Annotated in this window: 17 protein-coding genes and 11 pseudogenes; 19 read left to right on the forward strand and 9 right to left on the reverse strand. The window is 67.5% G+C overall.

Features of this window, described 5'->3' with window-relative positions; all coding sequences use genetic code 11:
- Nucleotides 1–99: 99 nt before the first annotated feature.
- The 7 genes and pseudogenes from K0H76_RS07340 to K0H76_RS07370 all read right to left on the reverse strand — a co-directional run.
- Nucleotides 100–228, reverse strand: a pseudogene (locus tag K0H76_RS07340) (galactokinase family protein); the annotation flags it as partial.
- On the reverse strand, nt 225–509 hold the full coding sequence (locus K0H76_RS07345; RefSeq protein WP_258934981.1) for a GDP-mannose 4,6-dehydratase: 285 nt from the start codon (nt 507–509) through the stop codon (nt 225–227). The gene K0H76_RS07345 and the pseudogene K0H76_RS07340, both read right to left, overlap by 4 nt.
- Complete coding sequence (locus tag K0H76_RS07350) at nt 451–1,182, reverse strand: NAD-dependent epimerase/dehydratase family protein (protein ID WP_258934982.1); 732 nt, start codon at nt 1,180–1,182, stop codon at nt 451–453. Before K0H76_RS07350 ends, K0H76_RS07345 begins: the two co-directional genes overlap by 59 nt.
- Nucleotides 1,179–1,331: a hypothetical protein gene (locus tag K0H76_RS07355; protein WP_258934983.1), complete on the reverse strand. Its 153-nt coding sequence runs from the start codon at nt 1,329–1,331 to the stop codon at nt 1,179–1,181. The genes K0H76_RS07350 and K0H76_RS07355 overlap by 4 nt, the downstream gene beginning before the upstream one ends.
- 225 nt (nt 1,332–1,556) lie before the next feature.
- Nucleotides 1,557–1,766: a hypothetical protein gene (locus K0H76_RS07360; RefSeq protein WP_258935531.1), complete on the reverse strand. Its 210-nt coding sequence runs from the start codon at nt 1,764–1,766 to the stop codon at nt 1,557–1,559.
- Nucleotides 1,718–1,876 (reverse strand): hypothetical protein, encoded by a 159-nt coding sequence (locus tag K0H76_RS07365; RefSeq protein ID WP_258934984.1) that lies wholly within the window; start codon nt 1,874–1,876, stop codon nt 1,718–1,720. Before K0H76_RS07365 ends, K0H76_RS07360 begins: the two co-directional genes overlap by 49 nt.
- 146 nt (nt 1,877–2,022) lie before the next feature.
- A pseudogene (locus K0H76_RS07370) lies at nt 2,023–2,154 on the reverse strand (galactose-1-phosphate uridylyltransferase); the annotation flags it as partial.
- Between the two features lie 201 nt (nt 2,155–2,355).
- Between K0H76_RS07370 and dapB the strand changes: the two are divergent.
- The 4 genes from dapB (at nt 2,356) to K0H76_RS07390 (ending at nt 4,593) form a co-directional block, all read left to right on the forward strand.
- Nucleotides 2,356–3,114 (forward strand): 4-hydroxy-tetrahydrodipicolinate reductase, encoded by a 759-nt coding sequence (dapB, locus tag K0H76_RS07375; protein ID WP_258934985.1) that lies wholly within the window; start codon nt 2,356–2,358, stop codon nt 3,112–3,114.
- Between the two features lie 9 nt (nt 3,115–3,123).
- The gene (locus K0H76_RS07380) at nt 3,124–3,594 is read left to right on the forward strand and encodes a tetratricopeptide repeat protein (RefSeq protein ID WP_246836271.1); all 471 of its coding nucleotides are present in this window, start codon (nt 3,124–3,126) and stop codon (nt 3,592–3,594) included.
- Nucleotides 3,595–3,673: 79 nt separating this feature from the next.
- A complete protein-coding gene (locus K0H76_RS07385; RefSeq protein ID WP_258934986.1) occupies nt 3,674–3,895 on the forward strand; it encodes a LacI family DNA-binding transcriptional regulator in 222 nt (73 codons plus the stop codon).
- Nucleotides 3,853–4,593, forward strand: coding sequence for a substrate-binding domain-containing protein (locus K0H76_RS07390; RefSeq protein WP_258934987.1), 741 nt, complete (start codon nt 3,853–3,855; stop codon nt 4,591–4,593). The genes K0H76_RS07385 and K0H76_RS07390 overlap by 43 nt, the downstream gene beginning before the upstream one ends.
- A gap of 29 nt (nt 4,594–4,622) precedes the next feature.
- Here K0H76_RS07390 and K0H76_RS07395 read toward each other — a convergent pair whose 3' ends face one another.
- Together K0H76_RS07395 and K0H76_RS07400 are read right to left on the reverse strand one after the other, a co-directional pair.
- The gene (locus K0H76_RS07395; protein WP_258934988.1) at nt 4,623–5,204 is read right to left on the reverse strand and encodes a hypothetical protein; all 582 of its coding nucleotides are present in this window, start codon (nt 5,202–5,204) and stop codon (nt 4,623–4,625) included.
- A gap of 53 nt (nt 5,205–5,257) precedes the next feature.
- Nucleotides 5,258–5,836, reverse strand: coding sequence for a DUF1624 domain-containing protein (locus K0H76_RS07400; protein WP_258934989.1), 579 nt, complete (start codon nt 5,834–5,836; stop codon nt 5,258–5,260).
- 126 nt (nt 5,837–5,962) lie between these two features.
- Between K0H76_RS07400 and dapA the strand changes: the two are divergent.
- The 15 genes and pseudogenes from dapA to dapF all read left to right on the forward strand — a co-directional run bounded on the left by dapA (nt 5,963) and on the right by dapF (nt 18,948).
- Nucleotides 5,963–6,815: pseudogene (dapA, locus tag K0H76_RS07405) on the forward strand (4-hydroxy-tetrahydrodipicolinate synthase).
- A 95-nt stretch (nt 6,816–6,910) separates the two neighbouring features.
- Nucleotides 6,911–8,542, forward strand: a pseudogene (locus K0H76_RS07410) (ribonuclease J).
- Nucleotides 8,543–8,972: 430 nt separating this feature from the next.
- A complete protein-coding gene (locus K0H76_RS07415; protein WP_258934990.1) occupies nt 8,973–9,194 on the forward strand; it encodes a hypothetical protein in 222 nt (73 codons plus the stop codon).
- Complete coding sequence (locus tag K0H76_RS07420) at nt 9,191–9,589, forward strand: hypothetical protein (RefSeq protein WP_258934991.1); 399 nt, start codon at nt 9,191–9,193, stop codon at nt 9,587–9,589. The genes K0H76_RS07415 and K0H76_RS07420 overlap by 4 nt, the downstream gene beginning before the upstream one ends.
- 27 nt (nt 9,590–9,616) lie before the next feature.
- Nucleotides 9,617–11,571: pseudogene (locus K0H76_RS07425) on the forward strand (DNA translocase FtsK); the annotation flags it as partial.
- A gap of 66 nt (nt 11,572–11,637) precedes the next feature.
- A pseudogene (gene pgsA, locus K0H76_RS07430) lies at nt 11,638–12,221 on the forward strand (CDP-diacylglycerol--glycerol-3-phosphate 3-phosphatidyltransferase).
- On the forward strand, nt 12,218–12,370 hold the full coding sequence (locus K0H76_RS07435) for a hypothetical protein (protein WP_258934992.1): 153 nt from the start codon (nt 12,218–12,220) through the stop codon (nt 12,368–12,370). The pseudogene pgsA and the gene K0H76_RS07435 overlap by 4 nt, the downstream one beginning before the upstream one ends.
- A gap of 1 nt (nt 12,371) precedes the next feature.
- Entirely contained in the window at nt 12,372–12,854 is a 483-nt protein-coding gene (locus K0H76_RS07440) for a CinA family protein (RefSeq protein WP_258934993.1), read from the forward strand.
- A 235-nt stretch (nt 12,855–13,089) separates the two neighbouring features.
- Nucleotides 13,090–13,389, forward strand: coding sequence for a helix-turn-helix domain-containing protein (locus tag K0H76_RS07445; RefSeq protein WP_246836333.1), 300 nt, complete (start codon nt 13,090–13,092; stop codon nt 13,387–13,389).
- Nucleotides 13,382–13,602 (forward strand): annotated as a pseudogene (locus K0H76_RS07450) (DUF3046 domain-containing protein). The gene K0H76_RS07445 and the pseudogene K0H76_RS07450 overlap by 8 nt, the downstream one beginning before the upstream one ends.
- Nucleotides 13,603–13,888: 286 nt before the next feature.
- Nucleotides 13,889–14,844 (forward strand): annotated as a pseudogene (gene recA, locus K0H76_RS07455) (recombinase RecA).
- Complete coding sequence (locus K0H76_RS07460; protein ID WP_258934994.1) at nt 14,844–15,524, forward strand: RecX family transcriptional regulator; 681 nt, start codon at nt 14,844–14,846, stop codon at nt 15,522–15,524. Before recA ends, K0H76_RS07460 begins: the two are co-directional and overlap by 1 nt.
- Before the next feature lie 26 nt (nt 15,525–15,550).
- Nucleotides 15,551–17,066 (forward strand): annotated as a pseudogene (miaB, locus tag K0H76_RS07465) (tRNA (N6-isopentenyl adenosine(37)-C2)-methylthiotransferase MiaB).
- 13 nt (nt 17,067–17,079) lie between these two features.
- Nucleotides 17,080–18,023, forward strand: a pseudogene (miaA, locus tag K0H76_RS07470) (tRNA (adenosine(37)-N6)-dimethylallyltransferase MiaA).
- Between the two features lie 46 nt (nt 18,024–18,069).
- A pseudogene (dapF, locus tag K0H76_RS07475) lies at nt 18,070–18,948 on the forward strand (diaminopimelate epimerase).
- Nucleotides 18,949–19,094 lie beyond the last annotated feature (146 nt).

Here is a 19,094-nt window from a genome sequence, read left to right on the forward strand (position 1 = left end):
CTGCTGCTCCGACAGGATCCGCACCGTCCGGTCCTCGCGCCGCCGCACCGCAGCCTGAACCGTCTGAGACAGCGCGAACGGCAGCACGAACCCATCGTTGTAGTCGGTGTGCTCACCCACCAGGTTCACCCGTCCCGGCGCCTCCCACACTCCGTCCGGATCCGCGCCGAATTCCCGGCGAAAAGCCTCCGTCAGCTCCCGGATCCGCTCATCGCTGTGCTGCGTCATCGCTCCCGCGCCGTCCATGCGTCCTCCACCATCTCCTTCACCGTTCGCCGCGGACGCCATCCCAGGCCCTCCGCAGCCTTCCGGCCCGAGGCCACCAGCACCGCAGGATCCCCAGGCCGACGAGGATGCTCCTGGGCCGGAACCGGATGCCCCGTGGCCTGCCGCACCGCACCGATCACCTCACGCACACTCGTGCCGGTGCCGGTGCCCAGGTTGTAGACCTCATGCACCCCGGCCTCCGCGGCATCCAGCGCCCGCACATGCGCGTCGGCCAGGTCCACCACATGGATGTAGTCCCGGATGCAGGTGCCGTCCCGGGTCGGATAGTCGGTGCCGAAGATCGACGCGAGCTGCGCTCGCGGCGGCCACCTTCAGCAGGTTGGGGATCAGGTGCGTCTCGGGATCGTGACGCTCGGCCAGCACGCCGCCGCCTTCGACGAAGGCCGCTCCCGCCACATTGAAGTAGCGCAGCGACACCGCCGCGAGCCCGTGGGCTGCCGCCTCCGCGGTGAGCATGTGGTCGATGGCGAGCTTGGAGGCGCCGTATGGGTTGGTCGGATGGGTCGGCTGGTCCTCCGTGATGCTGTCCGCGGCAGGCTCGCCGTAGGTCGCAGCGGTGGAGGAGAAGACCATGCGCGGCACCCCGGCCTCACGCATGGCATCGAGCAGGTGAAGGGTCTGCACGATGTTGCCGTGCCAGTACAGCTCAGGCCTGCTCACGGACTCCCCGACGAGGGACTTCGCGGCGAAGTGCAGCACCGCATCGAAGCTGGAGTCCAGCACCCGCCCGGCCTCGCCGATGGGCAGACGGTGCAGCCTCGCTCCGGCCGGCACGCTCGCGGCATAGCCGGTGCTGAGGTCGTCGATGACCTCCACCGTGTGGTAGGCGGCCAGCACCTGCTGCGTCACCACTGAGCCGATGTAGTAAGCCCCGCCGGTCACCAGGACCTTCATGCGTCATCTCCTGCGTCTCTGAGCCTCGCGGCCATGTCCTCGGGGGCGATGTCGTTGATGAACACACCCATGCCCGACTCCGAGCCTGCCAGATACTTCAGCTTGTTCGATGCTCGACGGATGGAGAACAGCTGCAGGTGCAGACGCATGTCCTCGCGCATGGCGCCGCGGGGCCTGCTGCCATCCGGAGATGTACGGCAGAGGCCCGTCGAAGAGCCGGTCGCCGCGTCGCAGCACCTCCAGGTACAGGTCTGCGAATTCGGTCCGCTCCGCCTCCGTCAGCTCGGGGCCTACCGACGCTGCGGTGCGGCAGAATCATGATCTCGACAGGCCAGCGCGCCCACGGGGGACCATGGCGGTCCAGTGCTCGCCGGTCAGAATGACGGGGAGCCCTGGGGAGGCTCTGCGGAGAGGATCTCGTCGAAGAGGTCCTTGCCGTGCCTGCGGCGGAACCCTTCCGCCTGAGCCATGATCTTCTGGGTCCGCGGCGTGCGGAACGGGTAGCCGTAGATCTGGCCGTGCGGGTGATGCAGCGTCACGCCGATCTCCTCGCCGCGGTTTTCGAAGATGTAGACCTGCTCCACCCCGGCTCGCGCATCAGCGCCTCGGTGCGGTCCGCCCAGGCGTCCACCACGGTGCGCATGCGCGCTGCGGGGACCTCGGCCAGCTGCCCGGTGTGCTGGTCGGTGAACACCACCACTTCGCACCGGCCCGCCCCAGGGCGGACGAGCCCGCCCGCCTCCTCCGCCTACCGAGATGCTCCAGCACGTCAGGCGGCACGGGCGCCTCGCCGCGGAATGAGGGGAACCGGTTCTCGAACACGACGACGTCGAACCCAGCCTCCGGGACCTCCGTGGCCCGCTCTGGGGTGCTGGGGCAGAGAGGGCAGGCGTCGGCGCTGGGCTTGTGCGTGCGGTTCTGGCGCGCCGCCGCTACGGCCGTCCACTCGCCGAGCAGCGGGTCGAATCGCATCTCATTGGCGCCCTCGGGACGGGCGATGTCGCGGCCGTCGTGGACGCTGCGGGTGCGGGTCTCGTCGTCGTAGAAGAAGATGTCGCGGCCGTCGGCCAGCTGTGCAGTGGTGCGGTTCACGGGCGGAGTCACTTTCATGCGTTGTGTTAACGATCACATTCTGGCACGGAGGCGGTGCTCGCGGAGAGATAGGCTGAACCCATGAGCGAGAGCATCAGAGTGGCCGTACTGGGCGCCTCAGGACGAATGGGCTCGGAAGCGGTGAAGGCCGTGGACGCTGCCGAAGACATGGAACTCGCGACGACCCTGGGCCGAGGCGATCCGCTGGAGCGCATCCTCGAGTCCGGAGCAAGCCACATCGTGGACCTCACTGTTCCCGGTGCGACGCAGGACAACGTCTCCTTCGCCGTGGAGAACGGCCTGCACGCAGTGGTCGGCACCACCGGGTGGACGGAGGAGAGGCTCGCCTCCCTCGAGGACCAGCTGGCCCAGCACCGCGAGGTGGGAGTGCTCATCGCTCCGAACTTCGCGCTCGGAGCAGTGCTCGCCACAGCCTTCGCCGCCAAGGCGGCCCAGTATTTCGAATCTGCGGAGATCGTTGAGCTGCACCACCCGCAGAAGGTGGACGCCCCCTCAGGCACAGCCGCCCGCACCGCCTCCCTGATGGGCCAGGCGCGGCGCAGCGCCGGCGTGGCACCCTCGCCCGACGCCACGGAGTCCGACCCCGGCGGCGCCCGCGGTGCGGTGGTGGAGGACATCCATGTGCACGCGGTCCGGCTGCGCGGCCTCGTCGCCCACCAGGAGGTCCTCCTCGGCTCGGCGGGAGAGCAGCTGACCATCCGCCACGACAGCTTCGACCGCGGCAGCTTCATGCCCGGGGTGCTGCTGGGACTGCGTCAGGCAGCCCGGCGCCCCGGCCTGACGCACGGCCTCGACGGCTACCTCGATCTCGGACTGTAAGGAGGCACCGTGAAATCGAAGTTCTTCACCTTCCTGATGGTCGGACTGCTGGGCATCTTCCTGGTGGCATCCTGGCTCATCGGCATCCGCTTCCTGCGGACAGGGGACCTCACCGCCCAGCTCATCGGCGCTGGCACCATCGCCCTGACCATTCTGGGCTCATGGGTGCTGTTCCGCGAGATCAGCTTCGGCCGCGGCATCGAGCGGCTCGGCGGTCAGCTGCACCGCGAAGGAGGCCTCCCCGAGGACGTCGTCGAACGCTCCCCGGGAGGACGCGCGAACAGGTCCCAGGCCGACGAGCAGTTCGAGAAGTACAAGGCCCAGGCAGAGGCCAAGCCCGACGACTGGCGATCGTGGTTCCGCCTGTCCATGGCCTACGACACCGCCGGGGATCGCACCCGTGCGCGGCAGTCGATGCGCCGGGCCATCGACATGGAGCGCGCCGCACGCGCCCGAGGTCAGGGTCCGGGCCGGCGATGAAGCACCGTGGGGACGCCCGGCCTCCGTCGATGACCGACGTGGCGCGGGAGGCCGCGTCTCCCACCAGACCGTCTCCCGCGTGCTCAACGAGCCGGAGGCCGTCCGATCAGCCACCCGGCGCCGGGTGGAGCGTGCCATCGCGAAGCTGGGCTACCGGCGCAGCAACGCGGCACGCTCCCTGCGCACCCGGTCCACCCGAACTATAGGCGTCGTCGCCCCGGGGACCGGACGTTCGGGCCCGCGCGCACCACTCAGGCGGTGGAGCAGGCGGCCAGGGCCCACCACTATGCCACCATCATGACCGTGGTGGATGAGGCGTCGAAGCCCACAGTGGACGCCGCCATGAACTTCTTCGCCGAGCACGGGGTCGACGGCATCGTCGTCATCGCCCACCAGGACCCCGTCGCCGAGGCGGCCCTGCAGATGGCCGAGCAGCTGCCGGTGGTGGTGATCAGCTCCGGCATCGCGCCCGGCTACGGTCGCCACGTGGTCGGCATCGACCAGAAGGAGGGTGCCCGGCTGGCCGTGGACCACCTCCTCGGCAGAGGCTTTGCGGACATCGCGCACATCTCCGGCCCCAGCGCCTGGTTCGACGCGCGCGAGCGCGCCTCGGGCTGGCAGGAGCGCATGCTGAGCACCGACGCGGAGCTGCCGCGTCTGGTGCGCGGCGGGTGGAACGCTGAGGACGGCTACCAGGCCGCCCAGCGTCTGCTCGGAGGGGCGAAGCCGCCGGAGGCCGTGTTCTCCGCCAACGACTACATGGCCCTCGGCATCATTCGTGCACTCGCCGAGAGGGGCCTGCGGGTCCCGGAGGACGTAGCGGTGGTGGGGTTCGACGATGTGGACGCCTCGGACTTCTTCTCCCCGCCGCTGACCACCATCCGGCAGCCCTTCGAAGCCGCCGGAGAGGCTGCGCTGGATGCCCTGTTCGCGGTGATCGACGGTGCGGAGCAGTCCTACTCGCTCATCGCCCCTGAGCTCATCGTCCGCACATCCTGACCCGCTGAGACGCTGCGCTCACGCGATGGTCAGGGCTTCGGGCCTACCAGGGCGTGCGCTGCCCCTGCCGTCGCGGCCTCCAGGGGCCCTCGCCTCTTCACCAGCACCTTCACCAGACCCAGGACCAGGAACGCGACGATGAACCCCGTCCAGAGCATCGGTGGGGTGACCGTCTCCTGCAGGTCTTCGCTGGGATGCCACACTGCCAGCACCAGCAGGTGGGCGGTGTAGAGCGTCAGCGGCATCGCGCCGGCGCTTACCAGGGGTGCGGTGAGCCAGGGGAGGGCCGCAGCGATGAGCAGGAGGACGCCGAGGGTCAGCATCGAGGTGCTCAGCGTGTGGATGAGATCCACCGGGGATCCCTGATGCGGGGTGACCAGGCCGAACCAGGCCGGGTGGGTGATGAAGGGCAGCAGGTGGTCGTTGGTCTCCAGGGCGCCCTGCACCTCGTGCGGCTCATAGCCGGAGAGCTGCTGGAGGTGGCCGAACATGCCGGAGGTCTCCACCGTCGCCCACCCGATCAGGTAGGTGGCCGCAGCGCCCGCAGCACCGGCGGCGGCCAGGGCGGCCGCCGTGGAGAGGCGGCGCAGGTTCAGGCGGCCGATGGCCATGCCCGCGAAGAAGTACGCCTACCACACCAGCAGCGGGTAGTAGCCGGTCACCGTCAGGTCCAGCGCCAGGGTGCCCGGATCCACGAAGGTCTCCGGACTGTCCGAGAGGTCCAGGAAGGTGGGGAGTGCCAGAGCCGCTCCGGCTGGCTGCTGAGCGTCTCCCGCAATGCGTTCTGCCACAGGTAGAGGGCCGCAGGGCCCAGAAGTGCGAAGCCCGCCGAGAGTCCAGCCAGGGCTTTGGCGCCCAGCCGCAGGAAAGGCAGCGCTAGGAGGAACATGAGCCCGTAGTTGACCAGGATCACCGCCACGCCGTGATTCATCAGGGCGAGGAAGGCGCCCAGCACGATGATCAGCCCGGCGCGCACCGCCACGGCACGACGCGTCCACGAGAGCGTCAGCGCATCCGAGGTGCGCGAGCTCATCAGGGCCAGTCCCACTCCCGCCAGCACCGCGAAGAGGGCCGCGGAGCGGCCGGAGAGCACCAGGCCTGCGGTGGAGGCGGTGCCGTCCGGGTTCTGGCTGCTGATCACGTGCACAGTCATCATGCCGATCAGTGCGGCCCCGCGAGCGGCATCCACGCCGAGGAGACGTCCGGTGGCTCTCCGAGATTCGGTGCCGGTGCGAGACTTCACACGCGTTACAGTACTTTGTATGACCGGCGACCAGGACACCACCCGCGAGTTCGACCCCTATCTGGCTGAGGGGAGATCAAGCACCCTGATCAGACCGACCCCTACTTCGGGCACCTGGCCACTGCCATGGTCACACCCTTCACCGCGGATGACCGGGTCGACTTCGAGGCGTTCGAGGCCCTGGCGCACAAGCTCGTCGAGGAGGGCAACGACTCGCTGGTGGTCTCCGGGACCACCGGAGAGACATCCACCCTCGAGGACTACGAGAAGGCTGACCTGGTCCGCGCCGCCAAATCCGCGGTGGGGACCGGGCCAAGATCATCGCCTACACCTCCACCAACCACACCAGCCACGACCTCGAGATGGCCGCGAAGGCCGAGCGAGCGGGAGCCGACGGCCAGCTGGTGGTCACCCCGTACTACAACAAGCCCTCCCAGGACGGCGTGCTCGCCCACTTCAGGGCCGTCGCGGACGCGGCGGACCTGCCGCTGATGATCTATGACATCCCCGGGCGCACCGGCATCCCGATCGCCACCGAGACCATCCTCCGGCTGGCCGAGCACCCGCGCATCATGTCGCTCAAGGACGCAAAGAACGACATCACGGCCACCACTGAGGTGCTCACCAAGACCGAGCTGGAGATCTACTCGGGCGATGACCAGAACGTGCTCGCATGGATGGCGATGGGCGCCGCTTGCGTGGTCTCGGTCACCAGCCATGTGGCCTCCCGACCTTCCGGCGCATGATCGACGCGCTGCTGAACTATCAGCTGAAGGACGCCCGCATCGCTCACGGCGAGCTGGGCCCCGTGATCCGCGCCATGATGACCCGCGTGCAGGGCAGCGTGGCCTCCAAGCTGACCCTGAACTGGATCGGATTCCCCATCCGCACTGACGTTCGCCTGCCCCTGGTGCAGGCAAATGAGGCTGAGCAGGAGCTCATCCTCCACGACCTGCGGAGAGTTTACTGGCAGCTGTGAGGCTGCCGTCGACCCCGTGCCGCTATTGAGACTTTGAGGAGTCGCCTGTGACAACAGAGACACTGATCACCCTGCCCAAGCTGAAGAGCGGAACGATGCGCATCGTGCCGCTCGGAGGGCTCGGTGAGATCGGCCGAAACATGACCGTGTTCGAGCTCAACGGGAAGCTGCTGCTCGTGGACTGCGGCGTGCTCTTCCCCGAGGAGGAGCAGCCCGGAGTCGACCTGATCCTCCCGGACTTCAGCTACATCGAAGACCGGCTCGACGACGTCGTCGGACTCGTGCTCACCCACGGGCACGAGGACCACATCGGCGCCGTGCCCTACCTGCTGCGCAAGAACGACCAGATCCCGCTCATCGGCTCGAGGCTCACCCTCGCACTCATCGAGGCCAAGCTCGCCGAGCACCGGATCAAGCCCTACACGCTGACCGTCGAAGAGGGGGCGTGGAGAGCTTCGGCCCCTTCGAGTGCGAGTTCGTCGCAGTCAACCACTCCATCCCCGACTCCTGGCCGTGTTCATCCGCAGCGAGGCCGGAAACGTGTTCCATACCGGCGACTTCAAGATGGACCAGCTGCCGATGGACGGCCGGATCACGGACCTCCGGCACTTCGCCCGTCTGGGGAGGAGGGTGTGGACCTGTTCCTCTCCGACTCCACCAACGCCCACGTGCCGGGCTTCACCGCGCCGGAGAAGAACATCGGCCCGGTCATCGAGTCCTACTTCCGCGACTCTGAGCGGCGCATCATCGTGGCGTCCTTCGCCTCGCACATCCACCGGGTGCAGCAGGTGCTCGACGCGGCCCACAAGCACGGCCGCAAGGTGGCCTTCGTGGGGCGCTCGATGGTCCGCAACATGGGCATCGCCGACAAGCTCGGCTACCTGGACGTGCCTGAGGGTCTTCTCGTCGACATCAAGAAGGTCGACGACGTGCCGGACCACAAGCTGGTGCTCATGTCGACCGGATCCCAGGGCGAGCCGATGGCTGCCCTGTCACGGATGGCCAACGGCGACCACCAGGTCCAGGTGGGCGAGGGCGACACCATCATCCTCGCCTCCTCGCTCATCCCCGGCAACGAGACCAGCGTGTACCGGGTGATCAACGGTCTGATGAAGACCGGCGCCGACGTGGTGCACAAGGACAACGCCAACGTGCACGTCTCGGGGCATGCCTCGGCGGGCGAGCTGCTGTACTGCTACAACATCCTGAAGCCTCGAAACGTCATGCCGGTGCACGGTGAGACCAGGCACCTGATCGCCAATGGTCGGCTCGCCGAGGAGACCGGTGTGCTCCCGGACAGCGTCCTGCTCTGCGAGGACGGATCCGTCGTTGATCTGCGCGACGGGCAGGCCCGGATCACAGGCCAGATCGAGTGCGGCTACGTCTACGTCGACGGCTCCAGCATCGGCGAGATCACCGACACCGACCTCAAGGACCGCCGCACCCTCGGCGAGGAGGGCTTCATCTCGGTGATCACGGTGGTGAACCGTCAGACCGGCACCATCGTCTCCGGGCCGGACATCCACGCCCGCGGCGTGGCCGAGGAGGACGCCGTGTTCAAGGGCATCAAGCCCAAGATCGAGAAGGCTCTCATCGAGGCGATCGAGTCCAACAAGGAGCACACCACCCACCAGCTCCAGCAGGTGGTGCGGCGCACGATCGGGTCGTGGGTCAGCCGCAAGCTGCGCCGCAAACCGATGATCGTTCCTGTCGTCGTGGAGACCTGAGCCGCGTATATACACGTCAAGTCGGCTCCTCACCGCTAGGTTGGGGGTATGGCGACACGTACTTCCCCTCGCGGTCGTCCGGACAGAAGAGCTCCTCCGGCCGCGGGACGACGTCTGGAAAGAAGAAGCAGCAGCCTGCTGAGGAGCAGGTGCCGCTTCCCGCGCGCATTCTCACGGCCCTGTGGATGGCACTGGCGACCCCTGTCGGGACCAGTGTGCGCGGGGTCGGACGGCAGGTGAAGATCCACCCCGACGACCGTCGCGACGCGGCGGGCCTGGTGTTTCTGCTGCTGGCCGCACTCACCGCCGTCGTCGACTGGTGGGGCGCCCGGCACTGGGACCACTGGGTCCCCGAGCTCATCCATCGGCTGACTGCGGGGTCATTGGGCTGGGCGAGCGTGATCCTTCCCTTGCCCTGCTCATCACCAGCGTGCGGCTCTTCCGCACGCCGCAGGCCCATGACAATAACGGGCGCGTCGCGCTGGGCCTGGCGATCATTCTCGCCGCGGGCGCTTACCTGGCCCACCTCGCAGCGGGTCTGCCGAGCATCAACGAGACCTTCGAGCAGGGAGAGGCTTACGGCTTCGAGCAGATGCTCAGCTCCGGCGGTGTGATCGGCTACCTCGTGGCCGTGCCGATGGCCTCCTGGTGACGGCCTACCCGGTGTGGTTCATCCTCAGCGCCATCCTCATCGCAGGGATCCTGGTGCTCACCGACACCCCCGTCCGCCGCATCCCCGAGCGGATCGACGTGGCACGCCACTACCTGATCGGCGAGGCGGCGCCGCGCCCTGCCCGCTCCGAGGACGCCGACGCCGAGCAGATGCCCTCCGGCGGCGATTCGCAGCAGCAGACCGCCCAGTACACCGGCGTGAGCCCGCAGGCGCCCAAGTCCAAGACCAAGGCCAAGTCGCAGCGCCCCGGCTTCTTCTCCAAGATCGGGAGCAGCGACTCTGAAGAGGACGAGGCCGCGCAGACCCAGGCCACCGAGATCCTTGCGGAGAGCGCCCCAGAGGGTGCCTACGATTCGCCCGTGCAGGTGGAGTAGGCGCAGAACGATGAGTCGGCTCCGAAGCCCGGCACCAAGCGGCCCACCAAGCAGCAGCGCGAGATCCAGGCGGCCAAGGAGGCCGCGGGCCTGTACGACTATGAGGAGATGGTCGGCCAGAAGGCGGCCGCGGCGCCCAAGGACGGCGCCTCGTCGTCTGCGGGATCGATCCCCATGACCAACGAGCCGGAGAAGCTTACGCCCATCACCGACTTCCCCGTCCGCTCGGAGCAGCTGGAGCTCGCCGGCGACGTCACCTACACCCTGCCGGACCAGAAGCTTCTGCCCGCCTACCCGGTGCCCAAGGAGCACACGGCCGCCAATGACGAGATCGTCGAGGCGCTCAACCACACCTTCGACCAGTTCAAGGTCGAGGCGCAGGTGACCGGCTTCTCGCGCGGGCCCACCGTGACCCGCTACGAGGTCGAGCTCACCCCTGGCACCAAGGTGGAGAAGGTCACCAGCCTCGAGAAGAACATCTCCTGGCCGTGGCATCCAACGAGGTGCGCATCCTCAGCCCGATCCCCGGCAAGTCAGCGATCGGCATCGAGATCCCCAACCGGGACAAGGAAGTCGTAGCGCTTGGCGACGTCATGCGCTCCAACGCAGCACGCCGCACCGAGCACCCGATGGTGATGGGAGTGGGCAAGGACGTCGAGGGCGGCTACGTCGTGGCCAACCTCGCGAAGATGCCCCACATGCTCGTCGCCGGTGCGACGGGAGCTAAGCAAGTCAGCGTTCATCAACTCGATGATCACCTCCGTGCTGATGCGGGCCACCCCGGATGAGGTGCGCATGGTCATGGTGGACCCCAAGCGGGTCGAGCTGACCGGCTACGACGGCATCCTCACCTGATCACGCCCATCATCACCGACCCCAAGAAGGCCGCCGAGGCGCTGGAATGGGTCGTCAAGGAGATGGACAACCGGTACGACGACCTCGCCCACTTCGGCTACAAGCACGTCGACGACTTCAACAAGGCGGTGCGCGCCGGAAAGATCCAGCTGCCGCCCGACTCCCAGCGCGTGCTCCGCCCGTATCCCTACCTGCTGGTGATCGTCGACGAGCTGGCTGACCTGATGATGGTCGCCCCCAGGGATGTCGAGGACAGCATCGTGCGCATCACCCAGCTCGCGCGCTGCGGGCATCCACCTGGTGCTGGCGACCCAGCGCCCCTCGGTCAACGTGGTCACCGGCCTCATCAAGGCCAACGTGCCCTCCCGCATGGCCTTCGCCACCTCCTCTGCCACCGACTCCCGCGTGGTGCTGGACTCCGTCGGCGCGGAGAAGCTGCTCGGCCAGGGCGACGCCCTCTTCCTGCCCATGGGCGCCTCCAAACCGATGCGTGTGCAGGGCGCCTGGGTCAACGAGTCCGAAGTCCATGCGGTGGTTGAGCATGTGAAGTCGCAGCTGAAGGCGCAGTACGTCGACGATGCTGTGAAGGCCATGGAGCCGAAGAAGAAGGACATCGACGAGGACATCGGCGATGACCTCGAGCTGCTGCTGGCCGCGACCGAACTGGTGGTCACCACGCAGTTCGGCTCCACCTCCATGCTGCAGCGCAAGCTCAGGGTCGGCTTCGCCAAAGCGGGCTTACTCATGGACCTCATGGAGTCGCGCGGGGTCGTCGGCCCCTCCGAAGGGTCGAAGGCCCGCGACGTCCTCGTGCCCCGGACGAGCTCCCTGATGTGCTGGCGACCATCAAGGGCGAGGACGCTCCGCAGGACGAGGAGCCCTACAACGGGGCGGCCGTCGGCGTGGAGACGGCACAGGGCACGGCGGTGCCCGAGCCGCAGCAGGCCCCGGCTTAGCGCACCTCCCCAGGAGGCACCACAGGCACCGTGCACACCGGCGAGGTCCAGGACCTCATCGCCGCCGATCTGGCCGAACGGACCCAGCAGATCCCGAAGGCAGCCGACTACTACGACGGCCACGATTCCGACGGTGCCGAGGACGCGTGGGAGCTCACCGGAAGAGGCTGAGCTGCAGGGGCTGAGCAGGCCCTATCTGCCAGGAATCTGAGGGGTCGAGGCTGTAGAGTCGCAGGTATGGATGATCGCCGCGTACCGCTGTGGAACATCGCCAATGTGCTGACGATGCTGCGCATAGCTCTGGTGCCGGTCTTCGTGGCGGCGCTGCTGCTGGACGCGGAGGGCCTCGAGCCCCAGGAGGACATCTGGCGGTGGGTCGCGGCTGCGGTCTTCGCCCTCGCGGTCATCACCGACAAGATCGACGGCGACGTCGCGCGCGCACGTAATCTGGTGACGGATTTCGGCAAGATCGCGGACCCCATCGCCGACAAGCTGCTCATCGGGTCGGCGCTCGTCATGCTCTCCGTGCTGGGGAGCTGCCCTGGTGGGTCACCATCGTCATTCTCGTGCGCGAGGTCGGCGTCACCCTGCTTCGCATGTGGATGATCCGCACCCAGGTCATGCCCGCCTCCCGGGGCGGCAAGCTCAAGACGGTGCTCCAGGCCGCGGGGCTGCAGCTGATGCTTCTGCCCCTGGCCGTCATCGCCGGATGGCTGAGCACCGTGGCCCTGTGGATCGTCATCGTCGCCGCCGTGGTCACTGTGGTCACAGGCATCGACTACGTCGTCCAGGCGATGCGCATCAGGCGCGCAGCACGATGACCGTGCAGGGGCCGGCAGTCCACGTGGCCGAGGACGCCAGCCGCAGGCAGGACCCGGTGGAGCTGGTGCAGCGATGCGCCCACCGCGGAATCACCCTGGCGACCGCCGAGTCGCTGACGGCCGGCTTCTCTGTCCGCGCGGATCGCTGATGTGCCGGGAGCCTCAGAGGTGCTTCAGGGTGGAATCGTCTCCTACTCCGTCCTGGTCAAGGAAGAGGTCCTGGAGGTCCCGCGCGAGGTTCTGCAGGACTGCGGAGCCGTGGACGGCCGGGTCGCCGCCTACATGGCCCGCGGTGCGGCCCGCAGATGCCGGGCACAGTTGGGAGTCTCCACCACAGGGGTGGCCGGTCCGGCTCCCCACGAGGGCAAGGACGTCGGCACCGTGTACCTGGGCCTCGCACTCCATAAGGACACAGCATCGCGTCTGAGCCTGACGCTGCCGCCGGAGGCCCATCCCCACGAGCTCGACGGCGACTGGCTCACCGGCGCCCTCCTGCTCGACCTGGCCCCCGACGACGACGTGGACAGCACGCGCCAGCACATCAGGGACGCCTCCCTGGAGGGGGCCCTGAAGCTGACCTACGATCTGCTCCTCACCGAACCTGAGGGGATCGTGGGGACGGACCAGCCGTGAGCCCCAAGCCCCGCGGGGCTCCTGCTCTCAGCCCATTGCGGCTACTGTGGGAACAAGTCAGCCGCCCCTTCCGTTGTTCTAGGTCAGTCCGAAAAAGTCCGAGCCTCAGCCGCAGCCGCTCAGCAAGGAGTCAGCACATGGTGCGACAGCCAGTCACCGTCAACGGAGTCACCCGGTGGAAGGACGCCGAGGAGCAGCTCCCCGAGCAGAAGCCCCAGAGTCCAAGGGAGTGACGATGCGCCAGGAGATCGGTGATGTGCTGCGCAGCATCCGCCAGGAGGAGGGACGCACACTGCGTGACGTCTCCCATGATGCGCGAGTCTCGCTGGGCTACCTCTCCGAAGTGGAGCGCGGTCAGAAGGAAGCCTCCTCGGAGCTTCTGGCGTCGATCTGCGCTGCGCTGAACGTGCCTCTGGCCGTCATGCTCTTCCAGGTCGCCGAGCGCATCGCAGTGGCCGAAGGCATCACCATTCCCGATACCGTCCCCGCTGAGTTTCAGCAGGAGTTTGGAACCGACGAGCTCATCGGTGCGTGAGTCGAGGTTCTGGTCCCTCATGGAGGGCGAGTTCGGCGCGGGCTACGCCCCGTGCTCGCCGGTGAGCTGGTCATCAGTGAGTACCAGCTCACCGCGCAGCAGGCGCTGAGGGCCGGGGTCGAGCCACGCCGTGTGTGGGAGGCGCTGTGCAGGCAGCAGGACGTGCCCGAGGAGCGACTTCTCGGCGCGGATGTTCCGCTGAAGCGCGACTGAGCCGACCTGCCCCGGATCCGACGACGGCGCGGTCGGCGTGTTGGTTCGAATATGTGTTCGATCCGGGACTAGAGTCTTGCAGTGACGCAGCGTCGCGATGGCGGCCGCGCTTACCGCACCTTGTCATGGTGATGACACAGCACGTGTCATAGGTCCGCCGTAGTCTCGATCGCGTACCCACAGACCACAACCCCGTGAGGTGAATCATGGCAGCAAGCCCTGACCGCGAGAAGGCCTTGAAGCGGCCCTCGCCCAGATCGACAAGCAGTACGGCAAGGGCTCGGTGATGCGTCTGGGCGATGACACCCGCGCTCCTATCGAGGCCATTCCGACCTCATCGATCTCCATGGATGCCGCATTGGGCATCGGCGGGTTCCCCGCGGCCGTGTCGTGGAGATCTACGGCCCCGAGTCCAGCGGCAAGACGACGGTCGCCCTCCACGCCGTTGCCAACGCCCAAAAGAGCGGCGGCATTGCGGCGTTCATCGATGCCGAGCACGCGCTCGACCCCGCCTACGCCGCCAAGCTGGGCGTGGACACCGACGCTCTGCTGGTCTCCCAGCCGGACACCGGTGAGCAGGCTCTGGAGATCATGGACATGCTGGTCTCGTCCGGATCGCTGGACATCGTCGTCATCGACTCCGTGGCCGCACTGGTGCCTCGCGCTGAGATCGAGGGCGAGATGGGCGATTCGCACGTGGGCCTGCAGGCCCGCCTGATGTCGCAGGCGCTGCGAAAGATCACCGGCCGCCTGGCGCAGACCAAGACGACAGCGATCTTCGTCAACCAGCTCCGCGAGAAGGTCGGAGTCTTCTTCGGCTCCCCGGAGACCACGTCCGGCGGCAAGGCCCTGAAGTTCTACGCCTCAGTCCGTGTCGATGTGCGACGCATCGAGACTCTGAAGGAGGGTGTGAACGCCGTCGGCAACCGCACCCGGGCCAAGATCGTGAAGAACAAGATGGCTCCGCCGTTCAAGCAGGCCGAGTTCGACATCCTCTACGGAGAGGGCATCTCCCGTGAGGGCGGCCTGATCGACGTGGGCGTGGAGAACGGCCTGGTCAAGAAGTCCGGCGCCTGGTTCACCTACGAAGGGGATCAGCTCGGCCAGGGCAAGGAGAAGGCCCGCCACTTCCTCAAGGACAACCCCGACCTCGCCGATGAGATCGAGCGCCGCATCAAGGAGAAGCTCGGCATCATCAAGACCGAAGGCGAGGAATCGGGCCCTGAGCTGAAGGCCGTCTGATGGCTGACCCTGAGGGTGCACAGCCAGACAAGCTGGACAAGCTCCGCCAGACTCTCGAGAAGCTGGAGTCTGGAGAACTTCGCTCCGACCTGTTCGACGCGAAGGCCGCTGAGGCTCCTGCCGACTCCGGGAAGGAGTCGGCAGGAGCCCCAGGCTCACGAAGAGGTCTCGGAGTACTCGAAAGCCCGCGCAGTGGTGCTGAGGAAGCTCACCGGTTCGCCCAAGTCCCGCCATCAATTGGCTCAGGCTCTGCGCGAGAAGGAATTCCCGAAGAGACCATCGTCAGCGTGCTGGACAGAATGCAGGCCGTCCAACTGATCGACGATGAAGCGTTCGCGCACACATGGGTGCGCACACGCCACGAGCTCAAAGGCCTCGGCGCCTCCGCGCTGCGCCGCGAGCTGCAGGACAAAGGCATTGAGCCTGAGAACATCGAGGCCGCCCTCGACCAGCTCAGTGTGGAGGACCAGGAAGCGGCAGCGCGCGAACTCGTGGAGAATAAGCTGCGAGGAGTCGCAGTGCCCTCCGGCCACGCGCCGGAGGATCGCAAGGAGCGGACAAGATCACACGCCTACTGGTGGACATGCTCGCCCGACGCGGCCACAGCCCGGGCGCCGCGTTCACGGTCGTCAGGGATGCCTTGGACACCCGCGCCGCGTAGACTCTCCTCTTGTTCCTGACCCGCCACCCCACCTGAGCAGAGCCGATGACAGACACCCTCGAGGACCTTTCCGCACCGACCGCTGGCGCTGTCCGCACCTACGAAGTGCGCACCTTCGGCTGCCAGATGAACGTCCACGATTCGGAGCGGATCTCCGGCCTCCTCGAAAGCTCCGGCTACGTCGAGGCGCAGGAGGGGCAGAGCCCTGACCTGGTGGTCTTCAACACCTGCGCAGTGCGGAGAACGCCGACAACCGGCTCTACGGGAACCTCGGCCAGCTCAAGAGCACCAAGGACGTGCAGCCAGGGATGCAGATCGCCGTCGGCGGGTGCCTCGCCCAGAAGGACCAGAACACGGTCCTGGAGAAGGCGCCCTGGGTCGACGTGGTCTTCGGCACCCACAACATCGGATCCCTTCCCACGCTCCTCCAAAGGGCGCGGCACAACGCCGCAGCCGAGCTGGAGATCCTCGAATCCCTCGACACCTTCCCGTCCACCCTGCCCACCAAGCGCGAATCCGTGCACTCGGGCTGGGTGTCGATATCAGTCGGGTGCAACAACTCATGCACCTTCTGCATTGTGCCCTCACTGCGCGGCAAGGAGAAGGACGCTTACCCGGCGAGATCCTCGCCGAAGTCCAGGCGCTCGTCGACGACGGCGCCGTGGAGGTCACCCTGCTCGGCCAGAACGTCAACACCTACGGCGTCGAATTCCGCGACCGCGGAGCCTTCGCCAAGCTTCTGCAGCCTGCGGCGACATCGAAGGTCTTGAACGGGTGCGCTTCACCAGCCCCCACCCGGCCTCCTTCACCGACGACGTCATCGACGCCATGGCAGAGACGCCCAACGCCATGCCCCAGCTGCACATGCCCCTGCAGTCCGGCTCAGACCGGATCCTCAAATCGATGCGCCGGTCCTACCGCTCCAGCCGGTTCCTCTCCATCCTGGAGAAGGTGCGGGACCGGATGCCCCACGCAGCCGTCACCACCGACATCATCGTCGGGTTCCCGGTGAGACCGAAGAGGACTTCCAAGAGACCATGCGGGTCGTCGAGGAGGCCCGCTTCGCCAGCGCCTACACGTTCCAATACTCCCCGCGGCCCGGAACCCCGCCGCCGAGTTCGACGAGCAGCTCCCCAAAGAAGTCGTCCAAGAGCGCTTCGAGCGACTCATCGCCCTGCAGAACCGAATCTCCGGAGAAGAGAACAGAAAGCTCGTCGGCACGCGCCAGGAGCTTCTCGTCACCGCAGACTCCGGACGCAAATCCGCCCAGACCGCCCGTCTCACAGGGCGTGCGGCAGACAACCGGCTCGTCCACTTCGCCGTCCCCACGGGCAGCCCGGAGCCCCGCCCCGGCGACTTCGTCACCGTGCCCATCACCCAGGGCGGAAAAGCGCACCTCATCGCCGATCCCCAGCCCGAGGAGTATGCCCTGCGCCGCTCCCGCGCAGGCGAGGCCTGGGACCGCTGGCAGGCCGAATCGTGCGGAGTGGGCACCACTCAGGTCGACGGCACCAAACCGGCCTCCGTCTCCCTGGGCATGCCCAGTCTCCCGCCTGCTTAAGCAGCGTCCGAGTCTGAGCGCCGCGGTGACCGCACCCCTGATCACGGTGGTGGGCCCTACCGCCTCCGGAAAGTCGGGACTCGCCGTCGAGCTCGCCCACCGGCTGGCCGAGACGGGCGCGCCCGGTGAAGTCATCAACGCAGACTCCATGCAGTTCTACCGCGGCATGGACATCGGGACCGCCAAGGTCACCGAAGACGAGATGCGCGGCATACCCCACCACCTCTTCGACATCCTCGACGTCTCACAGGAAGCCGCAGCCTCCGAGTACCAGCCGCTGGCGCGGCAGAAGATCGCCGAGATCCGGAGCCGGGGCGGCACCCCATCCTCGTCGGCGGCTCCGGCCTCTACGTCCGGGCAGCCATGGACATCATCGACTTCCCACCTGCCGACCACACGGTCCGCACCCAGCTGCAGCAGGAGCTCACCGACAGGGGCAGCGAGGCCCTCCGTGAGGAGCTCCGCGCCAAAGACCCCGCATCCGAGGCCGTGATCCGTGACGACCGCCGCCTCATCCGCGCCCTCGAAGTGGTGCGCATCACCGGAGGCACCTTCACCGCCTTCATGCCCCCGCACCGGTACGAGCCCTCCGTGGAGCCGGTCGTTCAGCTCGGCACCGACGTGCCCCGACCGGTGCTCAGAGAACGGATCGGTCAGCGCGTGCACGACATGGTGCGCCACGGGCTGGCGGATGAGGTGCGCGCACTGGAGCACGAAGGGCTGCGTCACGGCAGAACCGCCTCGCGCGCCATCGGCTACCAGCAGTTCCTCGCCGTCCTCGACGGCCAGCACACCCACGCCGAAGCCGTCGAGCAGACCATCAACGCCACCCGGAAGCTCGCGCGCCGCCAAGACACATGGTTCCGCGCCGACCGGCGCATCGCCTGGGTTCCGGCGCTGGAGACGGACCGCCTTGAGCAGGCGATGCGCATCATCAGCTCCGCCGCCCATGGTTAGGTAGAAGGATGCAGTTCACCAAGGCCCACGCCACGGAAACGACTTTGTGCTCCTCGCCGACCCCGCAGGCCAGATGGACCTGGACCACGGCTTCGTCACCGCAGTATGCGACAGACACCTCGGAGTGGGCGCCGACGGACTGATCCGGGCGGTGCTACCACCTCATGGCAAAAGGGCGCAGACTCCTAGACGAGCACTCGATGACCAGCACCGTCGACGCACCGGTGTGGTTCATGGACTACGTCAACAGCGACGGTTCCATGGCGCAGATGTGCGGCAACGCAGTCCGCGCCCTCGTCCACTTCCTCGTCGCCGAAGGCCTCGTCACGCTCACGGAGGGTGACGAGCTGCCCATCATGACCCGATCCGGGCTCAGAGCCGTCCGGCGCGTGGAGGAGGGATACGCGGTGGGAATGGGCGTCTGGTCCTTCATCGACCCCGAGATGGCCGCCGAGCAGGCCAGCGACTCGCTCGTCAAAGCCGCCAGCGAGGCAGAGCCCCGCCCCGCCCTCAGCATCTCCATGGGTAACCCGCACACCGTCGTGGCCCTGCCCGACGACGCTGCCCTCAATCGTCTGAGCCTCACCAGCGCACCCACCGTCGAGCCGACGCCGCCGCACGGGACCAACGTGGAGTTCGTCGTCCCGGGGTCCCCGCTCGTGCAGGACGGCATCGGCCACGTGCGGATGCGGGTCCACGAGCGGGGCGTCGGCGAGACCCTCTCCTGCGGCACGGAGCCTGCGCCGCGGCCGCGGCGACGAGGGTCTGGGCCGCCGATGAGGGCGTCGACGCATGGAAGGTCGCCTCAGCCGGCGGGGAGCTCACCGTGAGCTTCGCCGCGCGTCAGGACGGGGCCGAAGAGGTCACTCTTGCGGGTCCGGCGACGATTGTCTTCACGGGGAGCTGGTGCCGTGACTGTCGTTGAGATCATCGCGCTGGCGGTGACCGGGCTGCTGCTCACCGCGGGGCTCATCCTCTCCACGCGGCGCGCCCTGGGAACCAAGACAGGGCTGACCCGAACCGCGATCTCCTGCTTGGCGGCGGTGATCAGCCTGTGGCCCCTGGGCCTGC

Origin of the sequence: Nesterenkonia pannonica (assembly GCF_019575955.1) — a bacterium.
Lineage (GTDB): Bacteria > Actinomycetota > Actinomycetes > Actinomycetales > Micrococcaceae > Nesterenkonia > Nesterenkonia pannonica.

What these genes read in the sequence shown, in the direction of transcription:
- K0H76_RS07435 (WP_258934992.1), top strand. Translation starts at nt 12,218, where the DNA reads ATGACCGTGCAGGGGCCGGCAGTCCACGTGGCCGAGGACGCCAGCCGC.
- K0H76_RS07460 (WP_258934994.1), top strand. Translation starts at nt 14,844, where the DNA reads ATGGCTGACCCTGAGGGTGCACAGCCAGACAAGCTGGACAAGCTCCGC.
- K0H76_RS07355 (WP_258934983.1), bottom strand. Translation starts at nt 1,331, where the DNA reads ATGCGTCTGCACCTGCAGCTGTTCTCCATCCGTCGAGCATCGAACAAG.
- K0H76_RS07395 (WP_258934988.1), bottom strand. Translation starts at nt 5,204, where the DNA reads ATGGCCATCGGCCGCCTGAACCTGCGCCGCCTCTCCACGGCGGCCGCC.
- K0H76_RS07350 (WP_258934982.1), bottom strand. Translation starts at nt 1,182, where the DNA reads ATGAAGGTCCTGGTGACCGGCGGGGCTTACTACATCGGCTCAGTGGTG.
- K0H76_RS07445 (WP_246836333.1), top strand. Translation starts at nt 13,090, where the DNA reads ATGCGCCAGGAGATCGGTGATGTGCTGCGCAGCATCCGCCAGGAGGAG.
- dapB (WP_258934985.1), top strand. Translation starts at nt 2,356, where the DNA reads ATGAGCGAGAGCATCAGAGTGGCCGTACTGGGCGCCTCAGGACGAATG.